General features: G+C 61.8%; 16 protein-coding genes and 1 tRNA gene. 12 read left to right on the top strand and 5 right to left on the bottom strand.

Going from position 1 to position 20856, the window contains the following annotated elements:
• The first annotated feature begins 103 nt into the window (after positions 1–103).
• Positions 104–1759 carry an FAD-binding dehydrogenase gene (locus tag AC3QL3_RS12360; RefSeq protein WP_492893991.1) on the top strand — a complete coding sequence of 552 codons (1656 nt, stop codon included), beginning with the start codon at positions 104–106 and terminating at the stop codon, positions 1757–1759.
• Positions 1756–2769 (top strand): 2-dehydropantoate 2-reductase, encoded by a 1014-nt coding sequence (locus tag AC3QL3_RS12355; RefSeq protein WP_492893989.1) that lies wholly within the window; start codon positions 1756–1758, stop codon positions 2767–2769. The genes AC3QL3_RS12360 and AC3QL3_RS12355 overlap by 4 nt, the downstream gene beginning before the upstream one ends.
• A gap of 6 nt (positions 2770–2775) precedes the next feature.
• Here AC3QL3_RS12355 and msrQ read toward each other — a convergent pair whose 3' ends face one another.
• Both msrQ and msrP read right to left on the bottom strand, forming a co-directional pair.
• The gene (gene msrQ / locus AC3QL3_RS12350) at positions 2776–3447 is read right to left on the bottom strand and encodes a protein-methionine-sulfoxide reductase heme-binding subunit MsrQ (RefSeq protein WP_492893987.1); all 672 of its coding nucleotides are present in this window, start codon (positions 3445–3447) and stop codon (positions 2776–2778) included.
• Positions 3447–4433 carry a protein-methionine-sulfoxide reductase catalytic subunit MsrP gene (gene msrP, locus AC3QL3_RS12345; protein ID WP_492893985.1) on the bottom strand — a complete coding sequence of 329 codons (987 nt, stop codon included), beginning with the start codon at positions 4431–4433 and terminating at the stop codon, positions 3447–3449. The genes msrQ and msrP overlap by 1 nt, the downstream gene beginning before the upstream one ends.
• A 209-nt stretch (positions 4434–4642) precedes the next feature.
• Between msrP and serC the strand changes: the two genes are divergently transcribed.
• The 7 genes from serC to AC3QL3_RS12310 all read left to right on the top strand — a co-directional run bounded on the left by serC (position 4643) and on the right by AC3QL3_RS12310 (position 12312).
• On the top strand, positions 4643–5725 hold the full coding sequence (serC, locus tag AC3QL3_RS12340) for a 3-phosphoserine/phosphohydroxythreonine transaminase (RefSeq protein WP_492893983.1): 1083 nt from the start codon (positions 4643–4645) through the stop codon (positions 5723–5725).
• A gap of 259 nt (positions 5726–5984) precedes the next feature.
• On the top strand, positions 5985–7151 hold the full coding sequence (locus AC3QL3_RS12335) for a phosphoglycerate dehydrogenase (RefSeq protein WP_492893981.1): 1167 nt from the start codon (positions 5985–5987) through the stop codon (positions 7149–7151).
• Positions 7152–7155: 4 nt separating this feature from the next.
• Positions 7156–8283: a prephenate dehydratase gene (gene pheA, locus AC3QL3_RS12330; RefSeq protein ID WP_492893979.1), complete on the top strand. Its 1128-nt coding sequence runs from the start codon at positions 7156–7158 to the stop codon at positions 8281–8283.
• A complete protein-coding gene (gene hisC, locus AC3QL3_RS12325; RefSeq protein WP_492893977.1) occupies positions 8280–9413 on the top strand; it encodes a histidinol-phosphate transaminase in 1134 nt (377 codons plus the stop codon). Before pheA ends, hisC begins: the two co-directional genes overlap by 4 nt.
• On the top strand, positions 9410–10735 hold the full coding sequence (gene aroA / locus AC3QL3_RS12320) for a 3-phosphoshikimate 1-carboxyvinyltransferase (protein ID WP_492893975.1): 1326 nt from the start codon (positions 9410–9412) through the stop codon (positions 10733–10735). Before hisC ends, aroA begins: the two co-directional genes overlap by 4 nt.
• Positions 10736–10812: 77 nt before the next feature.
• A tRNA-Leu gene (locus AC3QL3_RS12315) sits at positions 10813–10899 on the top strand.
• A 1131-nt stretch (positions 10900–12030) separates the two neighbouring features.
• Positions 12031–12312, top strand: a complete 282-nt coding sequence (locus AC3QL3_RS12310) for a 2-hydroxyacyl-CoA dehydratase (protein ID WP_492893973.1) — start codon at positions 12031–12033, stop codon at positions 12310–12312.
• Positions 12313–13872: 1560 nt separating this feature from the next.
• Here AC3QL3_RS12310 and AC3QL3_RS12305 read toward each other — a convergent pair.
• Positions 13873–14445: an RICIN domain-containing protein gene (locus AC3QL3_RS12305; protein ID WP_492893971.1), complete on the bottom strand. Its 573-nt coding sequence runs from the start codon at positions 14443–14445 to the stop codon at positions 13873–13875.
• 655 nt (positions 14446–15100) lie between these two features.
• Here AC3QL3_RS12305 and AC3QL3_RS12300 point away from each other — a divergent pair.
• Both AC3QL3_RS12300 and AC3QL3_RS12295 read left to right on the top strand, forming a co-directional pair.
• Positions 15101–17827, top strand: coding sequence for a protein kinase domain-containing protein (locus AC3QL3_RS12300; RefSeq protein WP_492893969.1), 2727 nt, complete (start codon positions 15101–15103; stop codon positions 17825–17827).
• A 246-nt stretch (positions 17828–18073) separates the two neighbouring features.
• A complete protein-coding gene (locus AC3QL3_RS12295; protein ID WP_492893967.1) occupies positions 18074–18430 on the top strand; it encodes a hypothetical protein in 357 nt (118 codons plus the stop codon).
• 757 nt (positions 18431–19187) lie between these two features.
• Here the strand turns inward: AC3QL3_RS12295 and AC3QL3_RS12290 are convergent.
• Together AC3QL3_RS12290 and AC3QL3_RS12285 are read right to left on the bottom strand one after the other, a co-directional pair.
• The gene (locus AC3QL3_RS12290) at positions 19188–19460 is read right to left on the bottom strand and encodes a hypothetical protein (protein ID WP_492893965.1); all 273 of its coding nucleotides are present in this window, start codon (positions 19458–19460) and stop codon (positions 19188–19190) included.
• A 102-nt stretch (positions 19461–19562) separates the two neighbouring features.
• Positions 19563–19760 carry a CsbD family protein gene (locus tag AC3QL3_RS12285; RefSeq protein WP_492893963.1) on the bottom strand — a complete coding sequence of 66 codons (198 nt, stop codon included), beginning with the start codon at positions 19758–19760 and terminating at the stop codon, positions 19563–19565.
• Between the two features lie 455 nt (positions 19761–20215).
• Here AC3QL3_RS12285 and AC3QL3_RS12280 point away from each other — a divergent pair, with 455 nt between their 5' ends.
• Complete coding sequence (locus tag AC3QL3_RS12280; RefSeq protein ID WP_492893961.1) at positions 20216–20413, top strand: hypothetical protein; 198 nt, start codon at positions 20216–20218, stop codon at positions 20411–20413.
• The last annotated feature ends 443 nt before the right edge of the window (positions 20414–20856 follow it).

Raw genomic sequence — 20856 nt, 5'->3', positions numbered from 1 at the left:
AATCGGGTTGCATCGAACAGGTCGCGCTTCCGACGCTTCGCCCATAGGCAGGCCGCGCATTCCGCGCTAACGTCGCCGGCGGCATCGTTCTGCGGGAGCGAAGATGCAATCCACCGATGTGATCGTGGTCGGCGCCGGCCTTGCCGGTCTGGTCGCCGCGACCGAATTGACCGAGCGCGGCCGGCGTGTGCTGCTGCTTGAGCAAGAGCCGGCGCAAAGTCTCGGCGGTCAGGCGCACTGGTCGTTCGGCGGATTGTTCTTCGTCGACTCGCCCGAGCAGCGCCGCATGGGCGTGCGCGATTCGCACGCGCTGGCGCTGGCCGACTGGATGGGCACGGCCGCGTTCAACCGCGCCGAAGACCACTGGCCGCGGCAGTGGACCGAAGCCTACGTCGACTTCGCCACGCGCGAGAAGCGCGCTTGGCTGCATGGCTTGGGCATGCGCTGGTTTCCGGTGGTGGGTTGGGCCGAGCGCGGCGGTTACGGGGCGATCGGACACGGCAATTCGGTGCCGCGCTTTCATGTGACCTGGGGCACCGGTCCCGGCGTGCTGGAACCGTTTCTGCGCCACGCGCGCGAGGCGGAACAAAAAGGCTTGCTCAGCTTCGCGTTCCGCCATCGCGTCGATGCGCTTCTGCTCGACAACGGCGTGGTCGCCGGCGTGCGCGGCACGCGGCTGATCGATGACGGCGTGGAGCGCGGCAAGCCGAGTTCGCGCGAGGCCGCAGGCGAGTTCGAATTACGCGCGCAGGCGGTGATCGTCGCCTCGGGCGGCATCGGCGGCAACCACGAGTTGGTGCGCGCGAACTGGCCGCAGCGGCTCGGTACGCCGCCGGCGCAGATGCTGTGCGGCGTGCCGGCGCACGTCGATGGCCGCATGCTCGGCATCGCCGAGGCGGCCGGTGCGCATCTGATCAATCGCGACCGCATGTGGCATTACGTGGAAGGCATCGAGAATTGGAATCCGATCTGGCCGCGGCATGCGATCCGCATCCTGCCCGGTCCTTCCTCGCTCTGGCTCGACGCACGCGGCCGGCGGCTGCCCGTTCCGTTGTGGCCGGGCTTCGATACTTTGGGTACGTTGGAACATCTGCGCGGAACCGGTTTCGACTACAGCTGGTTCGTGTTGAATCAATCGATCATCCGGCGCGAGTTCGCGCTGTCGGGCTCGGAGCAGAATCCCGATCTGACCGGCAAGAGCTGGCGCCAAGTGCTGCGGCGCGCGATCGGAAAGCAAGCGCCGGCACCGGTCGAGGCGTTCAAGCGCCACGGCCGCGATTTCATCGTGCGCGATGATCTCGACGCTTTGGTCACCGGCATGAACGCGCTGGCCGGCTCGGCCTTGTTGGACGCTGCGGCGATTCGCGCCGAGATCGAGGCGCGCGATCGGCAGTTCGACAACCCGTTCGCCAAGGACGGCCAGGTGATGGCGATCCACAATGCGCGCCGCTATCGAGGTGATCGCCTCGTGCGCGTGGCCAAGCCGCATCGGCTGCTCGATCCCGCGCACGGTCCGCTGATCGCGGTGCGCTTGAACGTCCTCACGCGCAAATCCTTGGGCGGCCTCGAAACAGATTTGCAGGCGCGCGTGCTCGGCAGCGATGGCGAAATCGTGCAAGGACTCTATGCGGCGGGCGAAGCGGCCGGTTTCGGCGGCGGTGGCCTGCACGGCTATCGCGCGCTCGAAGGCAGCTTTCTCGGTGGTTGCCTGTACTCCGGTCGCGTCGCCGGTCGCAGCGCTGCGGCCGCGCTCGCATGAAGACGCCGCCGCGCATCGCGATTTGCGGTGCCGGCCTGATCGGCAGCTATCTCGGCGGTCGTTTGCACGCGCAGACGCCGGTGCGCTTCCTAGCGCGCCCGCGCGTCGCGGCGCAGCTGCGCGAACGCGGGCTCGGCGTCAGCGACTTGAACGGGTTTCACCGACACATCGCAGCGCAAGATCTCGACATCGATGTCGCGGGCGATCCCTTGTGCGACGTCGATGCGGTGCTGCTGACGGTGAAGTCCGCCGCGACCGAAGAAGCGGCGCGCGAACTCGCCGGGCGGCTAGTGCCGGGCACGCCGGTCATCAGTTTCCAAAATGGCGTGCGCAATGCCGAGGTGCTGCGCGCGGCGCTGCCGGGTTTCCCGGTGCTGGCCGGGATGGTGCCGTTCAATGTGATGCAGCCCGAACCGATGCGCTTCCATCAGGCGTCTTCCGGCGAATTGATGATGGAGCGTGCGCCGGGGCTGGAGCCCTTGCTGGCGGTGTTCGCGGCGAGCGGCCTGCCGTTGTCGCTGCGCACGGACATGGCGGCGGTGCTGTGGGCGAAGCTCTTGCTCAATCTCAACAATCCGCTCAACGCGCTGAGCGGATTGCCGCTGCGCGAGGAGTTGGCGCAGCGTGCGTGGCGCCGCTGTCTCGCTTTATTGCAGCGAGAAGGTCTTGCGGGGTTGCGCGCCGCCGGCATCCAGCCGGCGCGCGTGACCGCGCTGCCGGCGCGTTGGCTGCCGGCTGCGCTGTCGTTGCCGGACGGTGTTTTTCGGCGGCTTGCGCCGCGTCTCCTGGCGATCGATCCGCTCGCGCGTTCCTCGACCTGGGACGACCTGCAAAGCGGGCGGCGTACCGAAGTGGACTACATCAACGGCGAGGTCGTCGCGCTCGCCGCACGCCATGGCTTGCGCGCGCCGGCGAACGTGCGCGTGGTCGAGCTGATCCGGCAGGCCGAATCGTCGTATGTGCAGTGGGACGGGAATGCGCTGCTGCGAGAGCTGCGCGAGCTGCACTGAACGGCGTCATCCGCGCACCGGGCGCCGCGTCGGTGCGCTGCGCCAGCGGCGCAACCAGCCGGGCACGCGCGCGGCCAGCAGAAGCAGCAGGATCGCCAGATAGATCAAGGGTTCGCGCACCGCGATCGTGTTGCCGGATTTGACCAGCCACATGAAATGCAGCACGCCGCAGAGGCCGATCAGATACACCAGCCGATGCAGACGCAGCCAGTTCGGGCCGAGCCGGCGCATCATCGCCTTGGTCGAGGTCACGGCGAGCGGGATCATCAGCAGCCATGCGGCGAAGCCGACCGTGATGTAGGGCTTCTTCGCGATCTCCTCGAACAGCTGCGACCAGAAGCCGCCGAGATCGACCGCTACGTAGATGGTCAGATGCACGCTGACGTAGAAGAACGCGAACAGGCCGAGCATGCGCCGATAGCGTGTCAACCAATGCCAATGCGTGAGCAAGCGCAGCGGCGTGATCGCCAGCGTCGCGAGCAAGAGGCGCAGCGCCCAGATGCCGCTGCGATGCTCGAGCTGCGCGACGGGATCGGTGCCGAGCTGGCCGTACAACGTGTCCCAGACCAGCCAGGCCAGCGGCAGCAGACACAAGGCGAAGACGAAGGGCTTGCTCGCGGCGATGCGGTCGAAGCGTTTGCGCGGCGGCGCGGCGCGCACGGTGGCGGAGGCTGGCATCAGAAATTCCGCTGCAGGTCCATGCCTTGGTACAGCGACGCGACTTGTTCCGCGTAGCCGTTGAACGGCAAGGTCTGGAGCCGGTTGCCGAGCAGGTTGAAGCCGCCGCTGCCGGCGATGCGGCGCTCGGTCGCCTGGCTCCAGCGCGGATGGCTGACCGCGGGATTCACGTTGGAGTAGAAGCCGTACTCCTTCGGCGCGGAGAGATTCCACGAGGTCCTCGGCTGATGCGAGGTGAATTCGATGCGCACGATCGACTTGATTCCTTTGAAGCCGTACTTCCACGGCACCACCAGGCGCAGCGGTGCGCCGTTCTGGTTCGGCAGAGTGCGTCCGTACATGCCGACTGCGAGCAGGGCCAGAGGATGCATCGCTTCGTCGATGCGCAGGCCCTCGCGATACGGCCAATCGAGCACCGGATAAGCCAGGCCGGGCATCTGCATCGGTCGCCGCACGGTCGTGAAAGCGACGTACTTCGCGTCCGCGGTCGGCTTGAAGCGCTTGAGCACCTCGCCGAGCGGAATGCCGACCCACGGAATCACCATCGACCAGGCCTCAACGCAGCGCATGCGATAGATGCGTTCTTCCAGCGGATGCGGCTTGAGCAGGTCTTCGAGCGCGAATTTGCCGGTGACTTCGGCTTCGCCGGCGATCTCGACCGTCCACGGCTGCGGCTGGAAGCGGCCGGAGTTCTTCGCCGGATCGCCCTTGTCGGTGCCGAATTCGTAGTAGTTGTTGTAGTGGGTCGCGTCCTGCCAGCTGGTTTGCGCATCGGGCGTGGTGAACTCGCCGCGCTTGGCCACCGTCAGCTCCGGCGGCAGCGCTTCGGGCGGCGAGGCTGCGCCGGCGTCGCGGTTCTTGCCGCAGCCCACGAGCAGGGCCGGCATCGCCACGGCGAAGCCTTTGAGCAGCTCGCGCCGGCGCCGATACACGCTTTCGGAGGTGATTTCGGATGGGCGGATGTCGGCGGGGCGGCGCAGCAACATGGCGATTCCTCGAACGATACGAGCAGTAGACCGCATATGCGGCGAAATGATTTCGCCGCGACGCGTCGATGATCTACCGTCGGGCGTTTCCGCAATAGCCGCAACGATGTGCCGCAGCTGCCCGAATCACGGCAGTTGCCAGTTTGTTGCGGCGCGGCATAATGGGGGTGAAACGTCGGTTCCCCATTCTGATCCCCAGGGAGTGTCGAGTGAGTCGCGAATACAATTTCAGCGCCGGCCCGGCCGCGCTGCCGGAAGAGGTGTTGCGTCAGGCGCAAGCCGAAATGCTGGAATGGAACGGCGCGCGCGCCTCGGTGATGGAGATCAGCCATCGCGGCAAGGAATTCATCGCCTTGGCCGAAGAGGCCGAACGCGATCTGCGCGAACTGCTCGCGGTGCCGGCGAATTACAAGGTGCTTTTCCTGCAGGGCGGGGCGACCCAGCATTTCGCGCAGATTCCGCTCAACTTCGCGCAAGCCGGGCAGAGTGCCGATTACGTGCTGACCGGCGATTGGAGCGAAAAGGCGGCCAAGGAAGCCAAGCCTTACGTCGACGTACGCATCGCCGCGAGTTCCGCCGCGACCAATTACGACCGCATTCCGCCGCGTGCGGAATGGACGCTCGATCCTAACGCCGCCTACGTGCACGTGACGCCGAACGAGACGATTCGCGGCGTCGAGTTCCATCAGATTCCCGATGTCGGCGCGGTGCCGCTGATCGGCGACGTTTCCTCGACCATCCTGTCGCGCCCGTTCGACCTGTCCAAGTACGCGCTGCTCTACGCCGGCGCGCAGAAGAACATCGGCCCGTCCGGCCTGGTCGTAGTGATCGTGCGCGACGACTTGCTCGAGCGCTGTCCGAAAAGCATTCCGAAGATCCTCAACTACGCCGAACACGCCGCGCAGGGCTCGATGCTCAATACACCCAACACCTGGGGCTGGTACCTGGCGGGACTGGTGTTCAAGTGGGTCAAGGCGCAGGGCGGCGTGGCGGCGATGGGCGAGCGCAATCGCGCCAAGGCGGATCTGCTGTACGGCTACATCGACGGTTCGGGCTACTACAAGAACCCGGTCGAGCCGAGTGCGCGTTCGTGGATGAACGTGCCTTTCACGCTGCCGCGCGAAGAACTTGACGCGCCGTTCCTGAAACAGGCCGAGCAGGCCGGCTTGCTCGCATTGAAGGGGCATCGCGCGGTCGGCGGCATGCGTGCGTCGATCTACAACGCGCTGCCGATCGAGGGCGTTCAGGCCTTGGTCGACTTCATGCGTGATTTCGCCAAGCGAAACAGCTGAGGCGTGAGCTGGACCTAGGAAGGCGAAACGTGAGCGGGGAAGCTCGCCGCGGTTCGGTTATTCCTCCTCTCCCGCTTGCGGGAGAGGGGTGGGGTGAGGGCGAGCGAAGCGTTGCGCTCCGATCTCTTTCGCCCGCGCCTACGGCACGACCTCTCCCGCAAGCGGGAGAAGGGAAGAATCTGCTCATTTTCGGATTTTGATCGGCACTCTTCGAATTCTTCGCAATTCCACCTTTCCACTCACGACTCCAGGCCACTCCGTGTTCAAAATCCAGACCCTCAACAACATCTCACGCAACGGTCTCGATCGCCTGCCGGCGCCGCTGTACAGCACGGCCAACCAGGTCGCCGATCCGGATGCGGTGCTGGTGCGCTCGGCCGACATGCACCAGACGCCGATTGCAGCCAGCGTGAAGGCGGTCGCGCGTGCCGGTGCCGGCACCAACAACATTCCGGTGGCGGAACTGTCCGCGCGCGGCGTGCCGGTGTTCAACGCGCCCGGCGCGAACGCGAACGCGGTGAAGGAGTTGGTCGTCGCCGGCATGCTGCTGGCGGCGCGCAACATCGCCGACGCGCTCGGCTTCGTGCGCGGGTTGGAAGCGGGCGAGCACTTGCACGAGAAGGTCGAGGCGGAGAAAAAGCGCTTCGTCGGCAGCGAGCTGGCCGGCAAGACGCTCGGCGTGGTCGGCCTCGGCGCGATCGGCGTCAAGGTGGCCAACGCGGCGCACGCGCTCGGCATGCGCGTGGTCGGTTTCGATCCGCACATGACCGTGGACGGCGCCTGGCAGTTGTCTTCCGACGTGGTCAAGGCCGGTTCGCTCAACGAGCTGTTCGCCGGCGCCGATTACTTGAGTTTCCACGTACCGTTGAACGACAAGACGCGCGGCGTGTTCGGCCTGCCGACGCTCGAAATCGTGCGGCCGGGTGTGGTGCTGCTCAACTTCGCACGCGAGGCGATCGTCGACGCGGCAGCGCTGCGCAAGGGACTCGCTGACGGCCGCATCGGCCGTTACGTGTCCGACTTCCCGGACGGCGACCTGCTCGCCGATCCGCGCGTGATCGCGCTGCCGCACCTGGGCGCTTCGACCGCCGAGGCGGAAGAAAACTGCGCGCTGATGGTGGTCGACCAGCTGCGCGACTTCCTCGAGCACGGCAACGTGCGCAACTCGGTCAACTTTCCCGAGACGCGCATGGCGCGCGCCGGCATCGCGCGCATCTGCATCGCCAACAGCAACCGTCCGAACATGATCGGCCAGCTTTCGCACGTGCTGGGCGAGGCCGGCGTCAACATCGCGCAGATGCACAACGCCTCGCGCGGCGATCTCGCCTACAGTTTGATCGACGCCGATTCTCCGGTGCCTGACACCCTCGTCACGGCGATCGCGGCGATCGACGGCATTCTTTCCGTTCGTGTCATCACAGGCTGATCCGATGGCTGCCAAATCCAAATCCAAGAGCAAGATCGAGACTCCGGCACCGGCGCCTGCACTGAGCGAAGTGCGCGCGCGCATCGACGGCATCGATCGCCAGATCCAGGCGCTGATCGCCGAGCGCGCCGGCTTCGCGCTGCAGGTCGGCAAGGCCAAGGGCAAGCTCGCCGCCGCCGTCGACTACTACCGGCCCGAGCGCGAGGCGCAGGTGCTGCGCATGGTGGTCGACCGCAACGAGGGGCCGCTCGCCGACGAAGTGCTGGTGCACGTGTTCCGCGAAATCATGTCCGCCTGCCTGGCGCAGCAGGAACCGCTCAAGATCGGCTATCTCGGCCCCGAAGGCACCTTCAGCCAGCAAGCCGTGCTGAAGCATTTCGGCCGCTCCGCGCACGGCTTGCCGATGGCGAGCATCGAGGAAGTGTTCCAGGAGGTCGAGGCCGGCAACGCGGATTTCGGCGTGGTGCCGGTGGAGAACTCGGGGCAGGGCACGATCCAGGTCACGCTGGACATGTTCCTGACATCGAACTTGAAGATCTGCGGCGAAGTCGAGCTGCGCGTGCATCAGTATCTCTTGTCGCGCTCGGGACGCATCGAGGACATCGAGCGCATCTATGCGCATCCGCAGTCGTTCGCGCAGACGCAGGCGTGGTTGCGCGGCAACTTGCCGAAGGTCGAGAAGATTCCGGTTTCGAGCAACGCCGAAGGCGCACGCCGCGCGCGCAACGCCGACGACGCCGCGGCGATCGGCGGCGAATCGGCCGGCCATGTCTACGGCCTCAAGAAAGTCATCATGAAGTCGATCGAGGACCATGCCGACAACACGACGCGCTTCCTCGTGCTCGGCCGGCAGATCTTCCCGCCGTCCGGTCACGATCGCACGTCGGTGCTGGTCTTCATCAAGGATCAGCCGGGCGCGCTGTTCAATGTGCTGAGCCCGTTCGCACGCCACGGCATCAGCATGAACCGGATCGAATCGCGTCCCTCGCACCAGGCGAAGTGGGAATACGGCTTCTTCATCGACCTCGCCGGTCACGTCGAAGACGATGCGATGAAGCGCGCGTTGGCCGAACTCGAAGCCCACGCCGCGCAGATCAAGCTGCTCGGCTCCTACCCGGTCGCGGTGCCGTGAACGCGCAGCCGCAGCGGAGCGAGCAGCCGTTCGACGCCGCCCGCCTGGCCAATCCGGCCACGGCGGCCTTGCGCGCCTATGATCCCGGTCACGACCTGCCGGCGCTGCGCCAGCGCTTCGGCGCGGCGATCGCCGAACTCGGTTCGAACGAGAACACGCTGGGACCGAGTCCGCGCGCGCTCGAAGCGATGCGCGCGGCGCTGAGCGAAAGCTATCGCTATCCGGACCCGCGCGGCGCGGCGCTGAAAGCCGCGTTGTCGCAGCAGCTCGATGTCGGCGCGGAGCGCATCGCGCTCGGCAACGGCTCGCACGAACTTCTGATGCTGTTGGCGCAATGCTTCGCCGACCCGGCGCATTCGGTGGTTTTTTCGCAGTACGGCTTCGCCGTGTTCCCGATCGCGACCGCAGCGGCCGGCGCGCAGCCGATTCGCGTTCCGGCGCTGCCACGCGACCACGCCACCGCGCCGCTGGGGCACGACCTCGACGCGCTCGCTGCGGCCGTGCGTGAGGACACGCGCCTGATCTATCTGGCCAACCCGAACAATCCGACCGGCACCTGGTTCGACGACGCGGCGCTGGCCGCGTTCCTTGCGCGCGTACCGCGCGAGGTGCTGGTCGTGCTGGACGAGGCGTATCACGAATTCGCCGACGCGCCGGGCCTCGGCACTGCGCTGTCGCTGGCGGCGCGTTATCCGAACCTGATCGTCACGCGCACGTTTTCCAAAGCGTATGCGCTGGCCGGCTTGCGCGTCGGTTATCTGATCGCCGATCCCAGCGTGGTCGCCGTGATCGAGCGCCTGCGCGAGTCGTTCAATCTCAACAACGTCGCCTTGGCCGGCGCCGAAGCCGCGCTGGCCGATTACGAGTACCTCGAACGCTCGCGCGCCTTCAACGCGAGCGAGCGCGCCTGGCTGGTCGGCGAGCTGGCCGCGCGCGGTTATCTGTGCCTGCCGTCGCAGACCAATTTCGTGCTGGTCGACCTCGGTCGCGACGCCGCCGAATTCGAACGCCATCTGTTCGAACGCGGTGTCATCGTGCGTCCGATGGGCGGTTACGGCCTACCGCAGACTGTGCGCATCAGCGTTGGCAGCCGCGCTGAGAATCAGCGTTTGCTGGATGCGCTGCCGTGAACGCCGCGCGCGTGGATTGGAACAGCGCTCCCGCCGCGTCGTTGCGCGGCGAGTTGACCGTGCCGGGCGACAAGTCGGTCTCCCATCGCGCGATCATGCTGGCCGCGCTGGCCGAAGGCACCTCGCAGATCGAAGGTTTTCTGGAGGGCGAAGACACGCGTGCGACGGCGGCGATCTTCGCGCGCTTGGGCGTGCGCATCGAAACGCCGTCGGCGTCGCGCCGCGTCGTGCACGGCGCCGGCTTGCACGGTCTGGCGGCGCCGGATGGCGCGCTTGATTGCGGCAATGCCGGCACCGGCATGCGTCTTCTGACCGGTCTCCTGGCCGGGCAGCGCTTCGATTCGACCCTCGTCGGCGACGCGTCGCTGTCGAGGCGGCCGATGCGGCGCGTGATCGAACCGCTGCTCGCGATGGGCGCGCACATCGAGTCCGAACCCGGCGAACTGCCGCCGCTGCGTATCCGCGGCGATTCTGCACTGCGCGGTATCGACTACGCACTGCCGGTCGCCAGCGCGCAAGTGAAGTCGGCGGTGTTGCTGGCCGGCTTGTATGCGCGCAGCGAGACGGTCGTGCGCGAGGCGCATCCGACGCGTGACTACACCGAGCGCATGCTGGCCGCATTCGGCTGGCCGATCGAATTCGCGCCGGGTTGGGCGCGCCTTTCGGGCGGCCATCGCCTACGCGCAACCGCAGTCGTGGTGCCGGCGGATTTTTCCTCGGCCGCGTTCTTCCTGGTTGCCGCGACCCTGATCCCGGGATCGCGTCTGCTGTTGCGTGCGGTCGGCCTCAACCCGCGCCGCACCGGCTTGCTCGACGCCTTGCGCCTGATGGGCGCCGACATCCGCGAACACGCCGCACGCGAGCAGGGCGGCGAACGCGTCGCCGATCTCGAAGTGCGCCATGCGCGTTTGCACGGCATCGAAGTGCCGACCGCGCTGGTGCCGGACATGATCGACGAATTCCCGATCCTGTTCGTCGCTGCTGCCGCAGCGACAGGCGTGACCACGATCCGCGGCGCGGCCGAGCTGCGCGTGAAAGAATCCGACCGCATCGCGGTAATGGCGAAGGGGCTGCGTGAACTCGGCATCGCGATCGAGGAAACGCCGGACGGCGCGGTCATCCACGGCGGAACCCTGCGCGGCGGCGAAGTCGACAGCGCCGGCGACCATCGCTGCGCCATGAGCTTCGCCGTTGCGGGCGCGATCGCTGCGGCGCCCGTGCGCGTCGGCGACTGCGCCAACGTCGCGACCTCGTTCCCCGACTTCCTCGACCTCGCGCGACGCAGCGGCCTCGACATCGGCGAAGTGACGCAAGGAATCTGATCACCTCGGCGCGCGGTCGGGTCTTGGTCGGCACGTGCGTCAGCGGCTACCATGCGCCGCAGCTGCCGCAACACGCCGCCCGGATGGCGAAACTGGTAGACGCAAGAGACTTAAAATCTCTCGACCGCAAGGTCATCCCGGTTCGATTCCGGGTCCGGGCACCAAAGTAGCGTCCGGGGATGTCCGAAGAAGTCTGGGAATCCCTCAGAAACCCGCCTCATAGGCGGGTTTTTTGTGCGCGATCGTCCGATGTCATCCGCCTGCATCCGGAGTGTCCTGGAGGTATCAGAGGGGGTATTCTTCAGCCTCTATAGGAATTTGGGGGTATCGACATGGCGACGCACACGGGAACGCTGACTGCAGTCGCCATCAAGAACGCGAAGCCCGGAGACGCCTTAGGAACAAGGCAGTTTCGCGTGGAAAGTTGCATCCGGTATGAAGCGCCAGCGGCTCACGCCGCATCGCCTTCTCTGAAGGCCGCGGTGATCCAATCGTCGAGCCAATCTCGACGCCGGCTTCGTCAGCCGCGCGGAATCAAGAGGAGTTGAGCGTCGTCCAGTTAAACCCCGCCCAGCGCGGGACTTTTTTTACGTGATTAGCTCAAAAGGTCTTCAATATTTTTTGTATTTATCATCTGCGGACTCTAGTTCATGCCGGGAGACGATGTGGTGTTTAACAAGATCCTAGTGCTAATTGTCCTCGTTGCTTCTTTGCTCTCAGTCAGTGCAAGCGCTCAAACCTGTGTATCCCCATTTCCAGCGCGCGCTAACTACCCTATAAAATTTGACACTTGCTCGGGCGGAAACCCATTTCCTGCATATCCCGGCGGAATTCCAAGCCCGCAGAATGATGTTGTCTATAGTTTTTGGACAGGTGGGGTCCCATACATAATGATCACCCTGGAAGGATCAGCATCACTTGCTGCCCCAGGATGGGTCGTACTCGATGCCTGCGATCCAGTGCATGCAAATATTGTTGGGTCGGGTTCCAACAATGGAGGGACTGCGACTGGAAGCGTCGACAATCTTGCCGCGAATACGACCTACTACATTGTGGTAACGACAGATCCTGGTGCGGGGCAGCCGAATACCGCCTGTGGTCAGTACACTCTGACAGTTACCCAATTTCCTGTTGAGCTGCAGAGTTTCTCTATTGAGTAGTGGCAGGCACGATGTTGAGGATATTCCTGGAGAAAGCTCCGCGACAAACGGGGCTTTCTTTTTCCTTGCGGCCTCGTTGATATTGTCAGTAGTCCGATTGGCGCCGCCTGCCGCTCGACCTCCCGAGCCCGTCGCATGACTCAGAACATCTACGACTTCCGCCAATTTCAGCAGGAGCTAGCTGCCTTAGACCGCAAGAAGGACGAAGTTTCGGTTGAAGTTCTAGCTCCCAACCATGGTTCCTCGGAAAGCCGCATGCGGCAGGCGCGCGCCGAGTTCCTCGAGCTGCGGAAGCGCTACAGACTGACCGTCGCGCACGTGATCGCGTTCTCCCCGGAAGAGGAGGGCGTTGCCTACCTGCAGAAGCTCTTGAACGAGCTGGAAGGGAAGCCGAAGCGGCGGGCGAAACGAGCATAAACGCGTTCTCATGGGATGTCGCGCCAGCGAGCGTTAGGGGCGCCCCAGCGAAACTTGCGGCAGCGTTCGAACCCATGCGTCGAAAACATCGCACCGTCACGCGAGATCAATGATTCCGTCGGGATGACCGACAGCCGACGATGCGCCGCGCTCATCAGCGGAACAATCCTCGGCGCCTGAATGGCCGATACTGAGACCGCTTCCACACAAGCAGTCGGTCTAAGCGGCGCATGCTCCGAAAGGAGTCGGCGAGAAATCACTCCGGCCCCAGTTTCCGCATTCGCAGTAACAATTCCGTAAGACATACGAAATCAGCTGCGAGAGCGGTATCGCGCGATGCGATCCAAGGAACGCTGTGCGCGTGTCATTCTCTGCTGATGGGTTTTAGGGAGTAACTATGAAATCTGTGACGAATGCACTTTCGCTGTCAATCGCAGCATTTGCTTGTTCTATGTTTGCCATCGTTCCTGTTTCGCAGGCGGCGGAAACTGAACAGACTGCTGTAGGCGACGAAGTGCTTGCAAACGAAGTCTATGTTGACTGCGCCGTAACACCGCACACCCCGATGAATCGCTGTCAGGTCTCTTACGTGCCTACCGGCACTACATCGATTACATGGGCCATCCAGAAGGTCGCGCAACCCAGCACATGGGGCGAAATCATTGGCTGTGACGACTCCTCTCCGTGCAGCATCAACTGTGGTCGCGGCTACTGGACTATCTACGTCACGGCGTACGATATGAACGGTGATGCGATTGCAACCGGCGAAACGCCATTCTCGTGTGAAGTTCAAGGGACAGTTGAGCGCCCACAGTATTTCAACGGACCTAGGACCCGAGTTTATGCCGGTCAGTGCAATACCATCGGCTCTCACATTAGGTGCACAAGTCCTCAATAACTGAGATCGAGCAAAGCCGAAAACTTAGCACTCGTGACTTGTTGGGCTCCGCTCAAGGCGGAGCCTTTCTTTTGGACGGCAAGAGAACGCTGTTGCAATGCATGCACCTGCTTAGACCCGGGAAGGGCCAGTAGGTTCTGAACTCCTCGGAAAGTATTGAGAACTTTTTCCCACACCTGGGGCAGCGCCAGAACGTGACGTATGTAATCAGCGAGAGGATGAATGCGAGGCTCGTCCCTAGGGCGATCGCGTTGCCTTTGGTCGGCTCTATGGAAAGAACGAAGAGCGCGACCAAGGCTATGACCAAAGCCCAGCGAGCCAGCCGAAAGTTGCGCGACTCGGACGCTGATATGAACTTGGTGGGTCGCTGAGGGTCAGCCACTGCTCACTCTTGAGGGAAGCGTACACATGCGCAGATGTGCTCAGAATGGTAACGCCATTCTTGGCTTCGTCAGCCCTGCCGAAAGCCATGAGTTCCAGTCGGCGCTGTGGCACCGCGAGCTAGGCATAAGGCGCGCGGCATAGCTAACCCTGGAGGGCCGCGCGGGACCGCATTCCGGGGCCGGGACGCATCTGGCCTTCGTCGCCGATCGCCTGGGTCTTCGCAACGCGCGGAGTGCCCAGGCGATCGGCCATTCTAGAGGGGCGGAAAGCCCTGGAAGTTAATAGTTGCCGGCGTTGGCCGCGGAGAAATCTTGGGGTCCCCAACGCCCGCCTGCGCAATCGTATTGCTGCAATTGGACGCCGTTGAAAGTCGCATATGCGTCTAAGCACTTGCCGCTTCTAACATTCACCCATTTTGTTGTGGTTTCAAAATATAGATGGTAGTCCATCTTCTTTGTGCGAATCCATGCTTGGCTTGGATTTGAGTCTTCGCATTCCGTGACAATGACTTTTGCCGCATTCGCGGTCGAGTTGTTTTCGACTGACAAGCATCGGTAATAAAACGGATCTTTGAAGATGAACGTATCCCAGTCTCCTTCTCCATCTTTTCCGATTCCGACTGGACGCCAAGCTTGGTTCGGTGGATAGCCGCTCTGTGGATTATAAGCGCATGTCCATAGCTGGGCGTAGAAATAAGTGGGCGTCGGGATTGTTTGTGGAACATCAACACACTTTCCCGCCCAATTGTTAATTATGGCGTAAGCATGAAATACGCTGGATTGCGCAAAAACTGAGGAGGAGGCGAGCAGAAGCGGAGCAATTATTAGTGCCGGACGAATTCTAATGTTCATGAGTTCTCCAATGAATTTATAAACAGGGGTTCACGTCTGGTTGTCGGGAAGAGTTCGATAGAGGAAAAATCCAAGTGAAACAATGGCTCTGCCGTAGATCTCGTTGTTGCCCGAGTGATTCTGACGGTCAGTTCATGCTTGCCCCACCGATGGGATGCCTACGACAGCAAGCAACTGACGGCTCGCCCCAATTGCGCTGGCGACAGCTAGATTTGCCACAAGGGATCCCGTGACCGCCCCACTGACTTCCTGCCTTCAACGCCGTCTGAGCGGGTTGCTCTGGTCACCGAGTTTCGACGGCTGGCTGACTCGTCGGCTCCCTGCGTCCATTGATGCCTATGCTTGGACTCGCTTCGATCCATGTCCAGGCGTAAGGCACTGAGTTGGTCATCGGTTCGTCAACGGTTCGTCATCGGATTTGGCACAGAGGTGCGGATAGCCAGAAGAAATTACGAAAATGCTCGTAAAGTCATGGGGTTGCCTTGCATTGCGGTTTCCGCTGCGAACTCGGAACCTTTCGGCCCCTTGCTACTCCGCGCGTGGCAAAGGAAGCAATTCTTTGCCTCAGGCTCGAGAGTTCTGATCTCGGCGTCTCGCTGACGTATGGGATCATGAAGGTCCGAGCCCCTTCGCTCAGGCCGAACCCCTCAGCTACATGCCCTCAACGCACGATATCGGCTCCCGTACCTCGTACCTCTATCGCTTCGGCACCGCTGAGTTTGATGAGTCACGTTATGAACTGCGCATCGCAGGTCTCTTGGTCGAGGCTGAGTGGCGCGCATTGGAGCTTCTTGCCTACCTGCTGCGCCATGCGGGCGAGGTAGCAACCAAAGAAGAGCTGCTGCGAGAGGTGTGGTTCGGGCGCATCACGGTCGACAAGGTCTTGCCGAACACCATAGGCAAGCTGCGGCGAGCGCTCGGAGATGGCAATGCGCAATTCATAGTCACGCAAGGAAGGCTCGGCTATCGCCTCGATGGTCCCGTTGAACGCACCGTAGTAGGCCGCGTCCTATCAAGCCGGCTCAACTTCACGCCAAATCAGATCGTTCCACTACGCCCGAGCTTCGCTCTGAAGCATCAGCTCGACGCGAGCCGTTCGAGCGAAGTGTGGTTGGCGGAGCACAAGAAGACACGCGAGAAGCGCGTGTACAAGTTTGGAGTCGACGAAGCTCATCTGCGCTCTCTCAAGCGCGAGGTAACGCTCTCGCGTGTTCTCGCCGACAGTCTTGGCACGGCCACGAACTTCGTGCCTGTCATCGACTGGAATTTCGAGGAGGAGCCGTACTTTATTGAGTGCGAATACGCCGGAGAGTCGCTGGAGGAGTGGAGTAAGACTCACCTAGCTGCTCTCAACCTTACGTCAAGACTACGTTTGTTCCTTCAGGCTGCCGATGCAATCGCGGCCGCGCACAGTGTTGGTGTCCTACACAAGGATTTGAAGCCCTCCAACCTGCTTGTCGCGCCGGACGAGACAGGTTGGCTCCTGCGCGTGACTGATTTCGGAAGCGGCCGCCTGCTCGAACTCGATCGATTGGAAGAGCTCGGGATCACAGGCATCGGACTGACTTCTACACAAAGCTTGCTCGGTGATTCAGCTGCCGGGACCCCGCTCTATATCGCTCCTGAGGTGGTTGCGGGGCAAGCACCTACCGTGCAAAGCGATCTGTACGCACTGGGAATAGTTTTGTATCAGCTCCTTAGCGGTGACCTAAAACGTCCGCTTGCACCCGGCTGGGAGCACGACGTTGAGGACGAATTGCTTTGCGAAGACATTCGTGCGGCAACCGACGGCAGCCCCGCGCGCAGGCTCGCCAGCGTCGCTGAGTTCGCCCAGCGTCTGCGTCAGCTGGAATCCCGCCGCGAACAGGCTGCACGCTTGCGTGAGACACAGACGCAAGTGCAAAGGTCGCAGGAAGCACTTGCTCGCAGCCGAGCTCGCCGGCCGTATATGTACGCCCTGGTCGTCGTACTTTTGGTCGGCGTGATTGCCACGCTCGGGCTGTATCGCGCCGCAACGAAGGCGCGTGATGTGGCGCAACGTGAATTGGAGAGGGCGAACTCGCTGAACCAATTCTTTGGTGAGGAAGTTATCGGCTACATCAACCCGTTCGTCTCGTCGAAAGGAAAGGAAGCAACCTTGAAAGAGGCTCTTCTCGCGGCGCGTGACCGCATTGGCAAGCGAGTCGCTTTGCAACCGTTGGCTGAAGCGGCCATCCGAGGAAGTCTTGTCGCGCCGCTCAACATGCTCGATATGCTGCCGCAGGCAACATCCGAGGCCAGGCTGGCCTTAAGGCTGTATGAGCACGAGAATCTTGAGGCAAGTCGAGATGGGTTGCGCGCGCGTGCCCTTCTCGTACGCATGCTGTCGCGAATGTCTCGATACGATGAGGCCCAGACTGAGCTGAACAAGCTGGAAGAGCTGACAGCGGGTGCAACCGACGCGTGGTCCAGATTCTTCGTCTCCTCGCCGAAAGCCACCTTCTATTCGAACCAAGACGATCCCGCCAAGGCCATCCCTGAGTACGAAATCGCGATCGCCGCAATCGCTGAGGCGGATCCAGCGAACTACTTTGTGCGCGATTCGATGCGAGCGGATTTGATCAGCAGTTTGGCAGCGATTGGTAAGCCGGTAATTGCGACGCAAGAGGGGGAGCGCCTAATTAGTGAGATTGCCGCGCGCGGGGGTGACAACGAGGTCGCAGTTGCTTACGCCAGATACGTAACAGCGCAGGCTTTTGTAGCCGGTGGTGACTTGGCTCGCGCCAGATCTCTACTGATCGAGGCACGGCAGACCGCAACGCAGAAGCTCGGATCTGACCATTGGATATGCCTCTATATAGATGGCGATCTATTTGCTGTGGAAGCGCAGGACGGCAAGTGGCAAGAGGCGTTGACGTACGCCAGATCCGCTCATAGCGGTCTACTGGGAAAATTCGGGGAAAACCACGCGATGACCAACATATCGAGAATGCGGCTAGGGAGGGCTCTCTATATGACAGGAAACGCCCCTGAAGCGGAGGTGCAGCTGCGTGTTGCCCACGAGAAGTTGTCAGCCGGGCAAGCGCAGCTGAATCCTAGGGGACAGCTATCCGGATTCTATCTGGCAGAGGTTGAGATCGATCGCGAAAAATTGGACGAAGCCAGTGCATTGCTCGAGAAGATCGACGAGAAAAACCTAGAGATCGCGGAGCATTCCAATGGGGCGTGGGCGCCACGTTTGATGGCGCTACGCGGTCTGTTGTTCTTCAAACGTGGCGACTTACTTGCTGCTACGCCGTTGCTGAGCGGAGCAATCGAGGCGATGAAAAAAAAATCGCCGTGTACAGAACCGCTCTGCATCAAGGTCAAGGAAGCGTTGATTGCTAGACAGAAAGGGAAGTAGACGTTGATCGAAAGCTAGGCCAGGGAAGAGCCTGGGAATTATGCGGAGACTGAGGCGTAGCGAATGCCATCCCGCATAGATTCAGAGCTCAAGCCCGAGATAGGCAATCGAAGTAACTGCTTGACAGGCTTTCCAGTGCTTGGTACCTACGAGGCGGCGCTTAAGACGATCCTAAGATGCCATGGGCCAATCCAAACAATCCCGAGAGCGCATTCTCTCGGAAGCGGGTAGAGAAGGGGAATAAAAATGTGGAAGTTGCGCTATGCCGGAGTTGTCTTAGTTGGTCTTCTGGGAATTGGTTTTGCGCAGGCCAAGGAGGCGGTGCGCATAGATGCTTCGTCGGATGAGGCGGCTCAAGGAAGTTTCCGACAGATGATGGAACAGCTCGGAAAAGGGCGCCAGAAGTCACTGGCTGTTGCAGTAACGAAGCTCAACCTCACTGGCTCCAAGAACGTTTACGAAGTCGTACGCAATCCCGATCTTAAGTCAATGGGAATTGCGCGCATCAAAGACAAAGTCAGCGGCCTGACAGCGGAGGAGATCATTCAGCTTGGCGATAAAGTTTCCGACGTGAGGCTCCAGTCGATTGGGATGTCTAACTAGTTTTTCAGACGATCGGCTGCCGCACTTCGAAGGTTTTCAGATGCTTTGAGATCAAGCGCTCAAATGTTCGGTATTCGGGCCCTCATCGCTGGGCCCTTTCAGCAGCACGTTGTCATTCCGTCAAGTTGCAGGTCGGCTCCACCAACCATGAGTCGATCGATGCGCCGGGTTCCGTACAGTGGTGCTGCATCGTCGGCGCCGGCCGAGACGGCATTTGCAGTCGGTGAAATCTTCGTGGGACGCCTGACGTTTCTTCCTACGCTTCGCAAGTCATCGCCGGCAACGGGGCTGATCGATCCTACGGGTTGGGACACGACTCGCGGAGGCAAGCCTATCCACTGATGAGGAAGGCGAGCGAGACGATGGCCGAGACGCTCGGGATCTTCAATCGGAAGGACGTATACGTTGGAGGCGCCATCAAGTCTGGAAGCAATCCAGACACGCCCATTGCCGTTCGTCGACTGCGTGGACTCCTGGCGACGTCACGACTCTGCGCAGTCTGCGGCTACACGCACGACGTGTCGGGACAACGGTTGCGAGCGTAGGCGGCTATCCGTTCCAACAAGACTTCATCCAGCAATCGATGATGCTCGCGCGGCCGACGCAGCTAGGGGACATCGCGGAGACGGACTCACCGTACTTCACGTGGCCCGTGAAGTTCACTGAGGCAAGGTAGACAGCCCAACCGATTACGTTGTTTGGGCTCTCGGCTGGGGGAGCACGTATTGCTGCCTCTGCCACGTCCAAAACCAGGAACTCAGAAAATGATCGCGTTCGACGTATGCTCACCTCGAAACACAATCAGATCCTGCTGAATGTCGGCCGCTTCGCCTCCTAGCCCGTATGTCCCCAACAAGCGCTCCGGCGGCAGGTCAGGAGCTACGTTGACGTCATCGCACACCAATTCTGCTTGGGTGTTGAGCCAGACCGTCACGTCGCGATGGGTCCGCGCTATGTTGATGTACTCGGCCATGTACTCGATATCGCCGAACAGTGATCCAATGAATTTTTCCTTGTTCGCTGCGTGCATTTTAGACTCTCCATTTGCGTACTGAGATCGGCGCGCCATGTCGCTGTCTGACTGCATCGAATCGTAGATGGGGCGGTGCCCAAGGAACACCGCCCCGCAGCTCTAGAGCTTCCTACCGAACTCTTCGACCTGCTTCTTCGCATCTTCTGTAGCGATGCCGTAGCGCTGCTGAACCTTGCCGGCTAGGTATTCACTGCTGCCCTCGGCCACCTTGAGGTCATCGTTCGTCAGCTTGCCCCATTGGGTCTTGAGCCTGCCGGTAAGTTGATTCCACTGACCTTTGATCTTGTCTTCGTTCACTTGGGAATTCCTCGTTTGGTCGTCGCCCGAAACGCCATCATTGGCGGCTCTTGCGACGAAGCGATTCGTAGTTACGGATGTGAGGTAGGGCTTTCTCTGGCTCATCGAGATCGGCCTTAGTGAGTTCCGTCGCGCGGAACAGAGGTGGGTTAAGCCGCGTCCCTTCGGGTGAAAGGGGCATGCTCAGAGATGGGGCGGAGAAGTCCGCAAGGCTGAGGCGCTAGGGGTGACGGCGTGCGTCTTAGCGCCTACCAACACTACTCCAACGGATGTTACGTGAGGGTGATCCCATGTAGATCGCACTTCTTGAGACTGCGGAACGCGATCCTGTTGGCATGGGCAGTCCTCGCAAGACCGATCCCAAGACCGGCCAGCGCTGGCCGTGCTGTTGCAGGTAGTTCATCTTGGGGGAGTAGGGTTTCGAGCTATGCCCTTTCCCTAGCTCGGTGCCTGCTATGTTCGACAAGGTCGTAGAGTCTGTCGCTCAGATGTGGTCAACCCATCCCGAAGCCGCGAGCATCGCGCTGCATTGGTCTGCAGTGGAGCAGCAGCTCGAAACTGAGCAGAACGAAGTCGAGTTGCAGCTGGCGAAGAAGATTCGCAACAGAGCTGCAGAGAGGATGCGCTCGCGCGATGGCACAGCTACAAGCTAGTTGAAGGGCCAGGAAGACTTCTTCTCGCTCCTCGGGGAGCCGGTCGCTTGCTTCGCGTTCCCGCTGCGACTGCCGAAAGCCTGTGGTCTCACTTAATGCTGTACAAATACACGTGTGCGTTCAGTTCTTCACGCATCCACGAAAGTCTTCCAGGCGTTATGTGAGTAGGATGGTGAGTAGGGTTTCCGCCGATCCGGCCGGTACTCACAATCGAGCTACTCACGACATGCGACGTGCATCGGCCGACCCGGCGAGACGATCGATTCTCTGCGCCTGGACCTGATCGAACGACTTGGCGATCGTCTGATAGAGACTCGCGAGGTTCCGATGCGGTTCGTTGCAACGGCAGCGGACTTGCCGCCGTAGCGGCGTTTGCGCAGTGTGCGCACTGACAGCAGCGTCACCGTTCGATGTGGCGATGTGGCGGAACCGAGCTGGATTCG

Source organism: Dokdonella sp. GW821-FHT11D02 (assembly GCF_058808595.1).
The sequence above is the reverse complement of the archived record's forward strand: the minus strand, read 5'-3'. Positions and strand labels throughout refer to the sequence as shown.

What these genes read in the sequence shown, in the direction of transcription:
- AC3QL3_RS12360 (WP_492893991.1), top strand. Translation starts at nt 104, where the DNA reads ATGCAATCCACCGATGTGATCGTGGTCGGCGCCGGCCTTGCCGGTCTG.
- AC3QL3_RS12355 (WP_492893989.1), top strand. Translation starts at nt 1,756, where the DNA reads ATGAAGACGCCGCCGCGCATCGCGATTTGCGGTGCCGGCCTGATCGGC.
- msrQ (WP_492893987.1), bottom strand. Translation starts at nt 3,447, where the DNA reads ATGCCAGCCTCCGCCACCGTGCGCGCCGCGCCGCCGCGCAAACGCTTC.
- msrP (WP_492893985.1), bottom strand. Translation starts at nt 4,433, where the DNA reads ATGTTGCTGCGCCGCCCCGCCGACATCCGCCCATCCGAAATCACCTCC.
- pheA (WP_492893979.1), top strand. Translation starts at nt 7,156, where the DNA reads ATGGCTGCCAAATCCAAATCCAAGAGCAAGATCGAGACTCCGGCACCG.
- AC3QL3_RS12310 (WP_492893973.1), top strand. Translation starts at nt 12,031, where the DNA reads ATGACTCAGAACATCTACGACTTCCGCCAATTTCAGCAGGAGCTAGCT.
- AC3QL3_RS12305 (WP_492893971.1), bottom strand. Translation starts at nt 14,445, where the DNA reads ATGAACATTAGAATTCGTCCGGCACTAATAATTGCTCCGCTTCTGCTC.
- AC3QL3_RS12300 (WP_492893969.1), top strand. Translation starts at nt 15,101, where the DNA reads ATGCCCTCAACGCACGATATCGGCTCCCGTACCTCGTACCTCTATCGC.
- AC3QL3_RS12295 (WP_492893967.1), top strand. Translation starts at nt 18,074, where the DNA reads ATGTGGAAGTTGCGCTATGCCGGAGTTGTCTTAGTTGGTCTTCTGGGA.
- AC3QL3_RS12290 (WP_492893965.1), bottom strand. Translation starts at nt 19,460, where the DNA reads ATGCACGCAGCGAACAAGGAAAAATTCATTGGATCACTGTTCGGCGAT.
- AC3QL3_RS12280 (WP_492893961.1), top strand. Translation starts at nt 20,216, where the DNA reads ATGTTCGACAAGGTCGTAGAGTCTGTCGCTCAGATGTGGTCAACCCAT.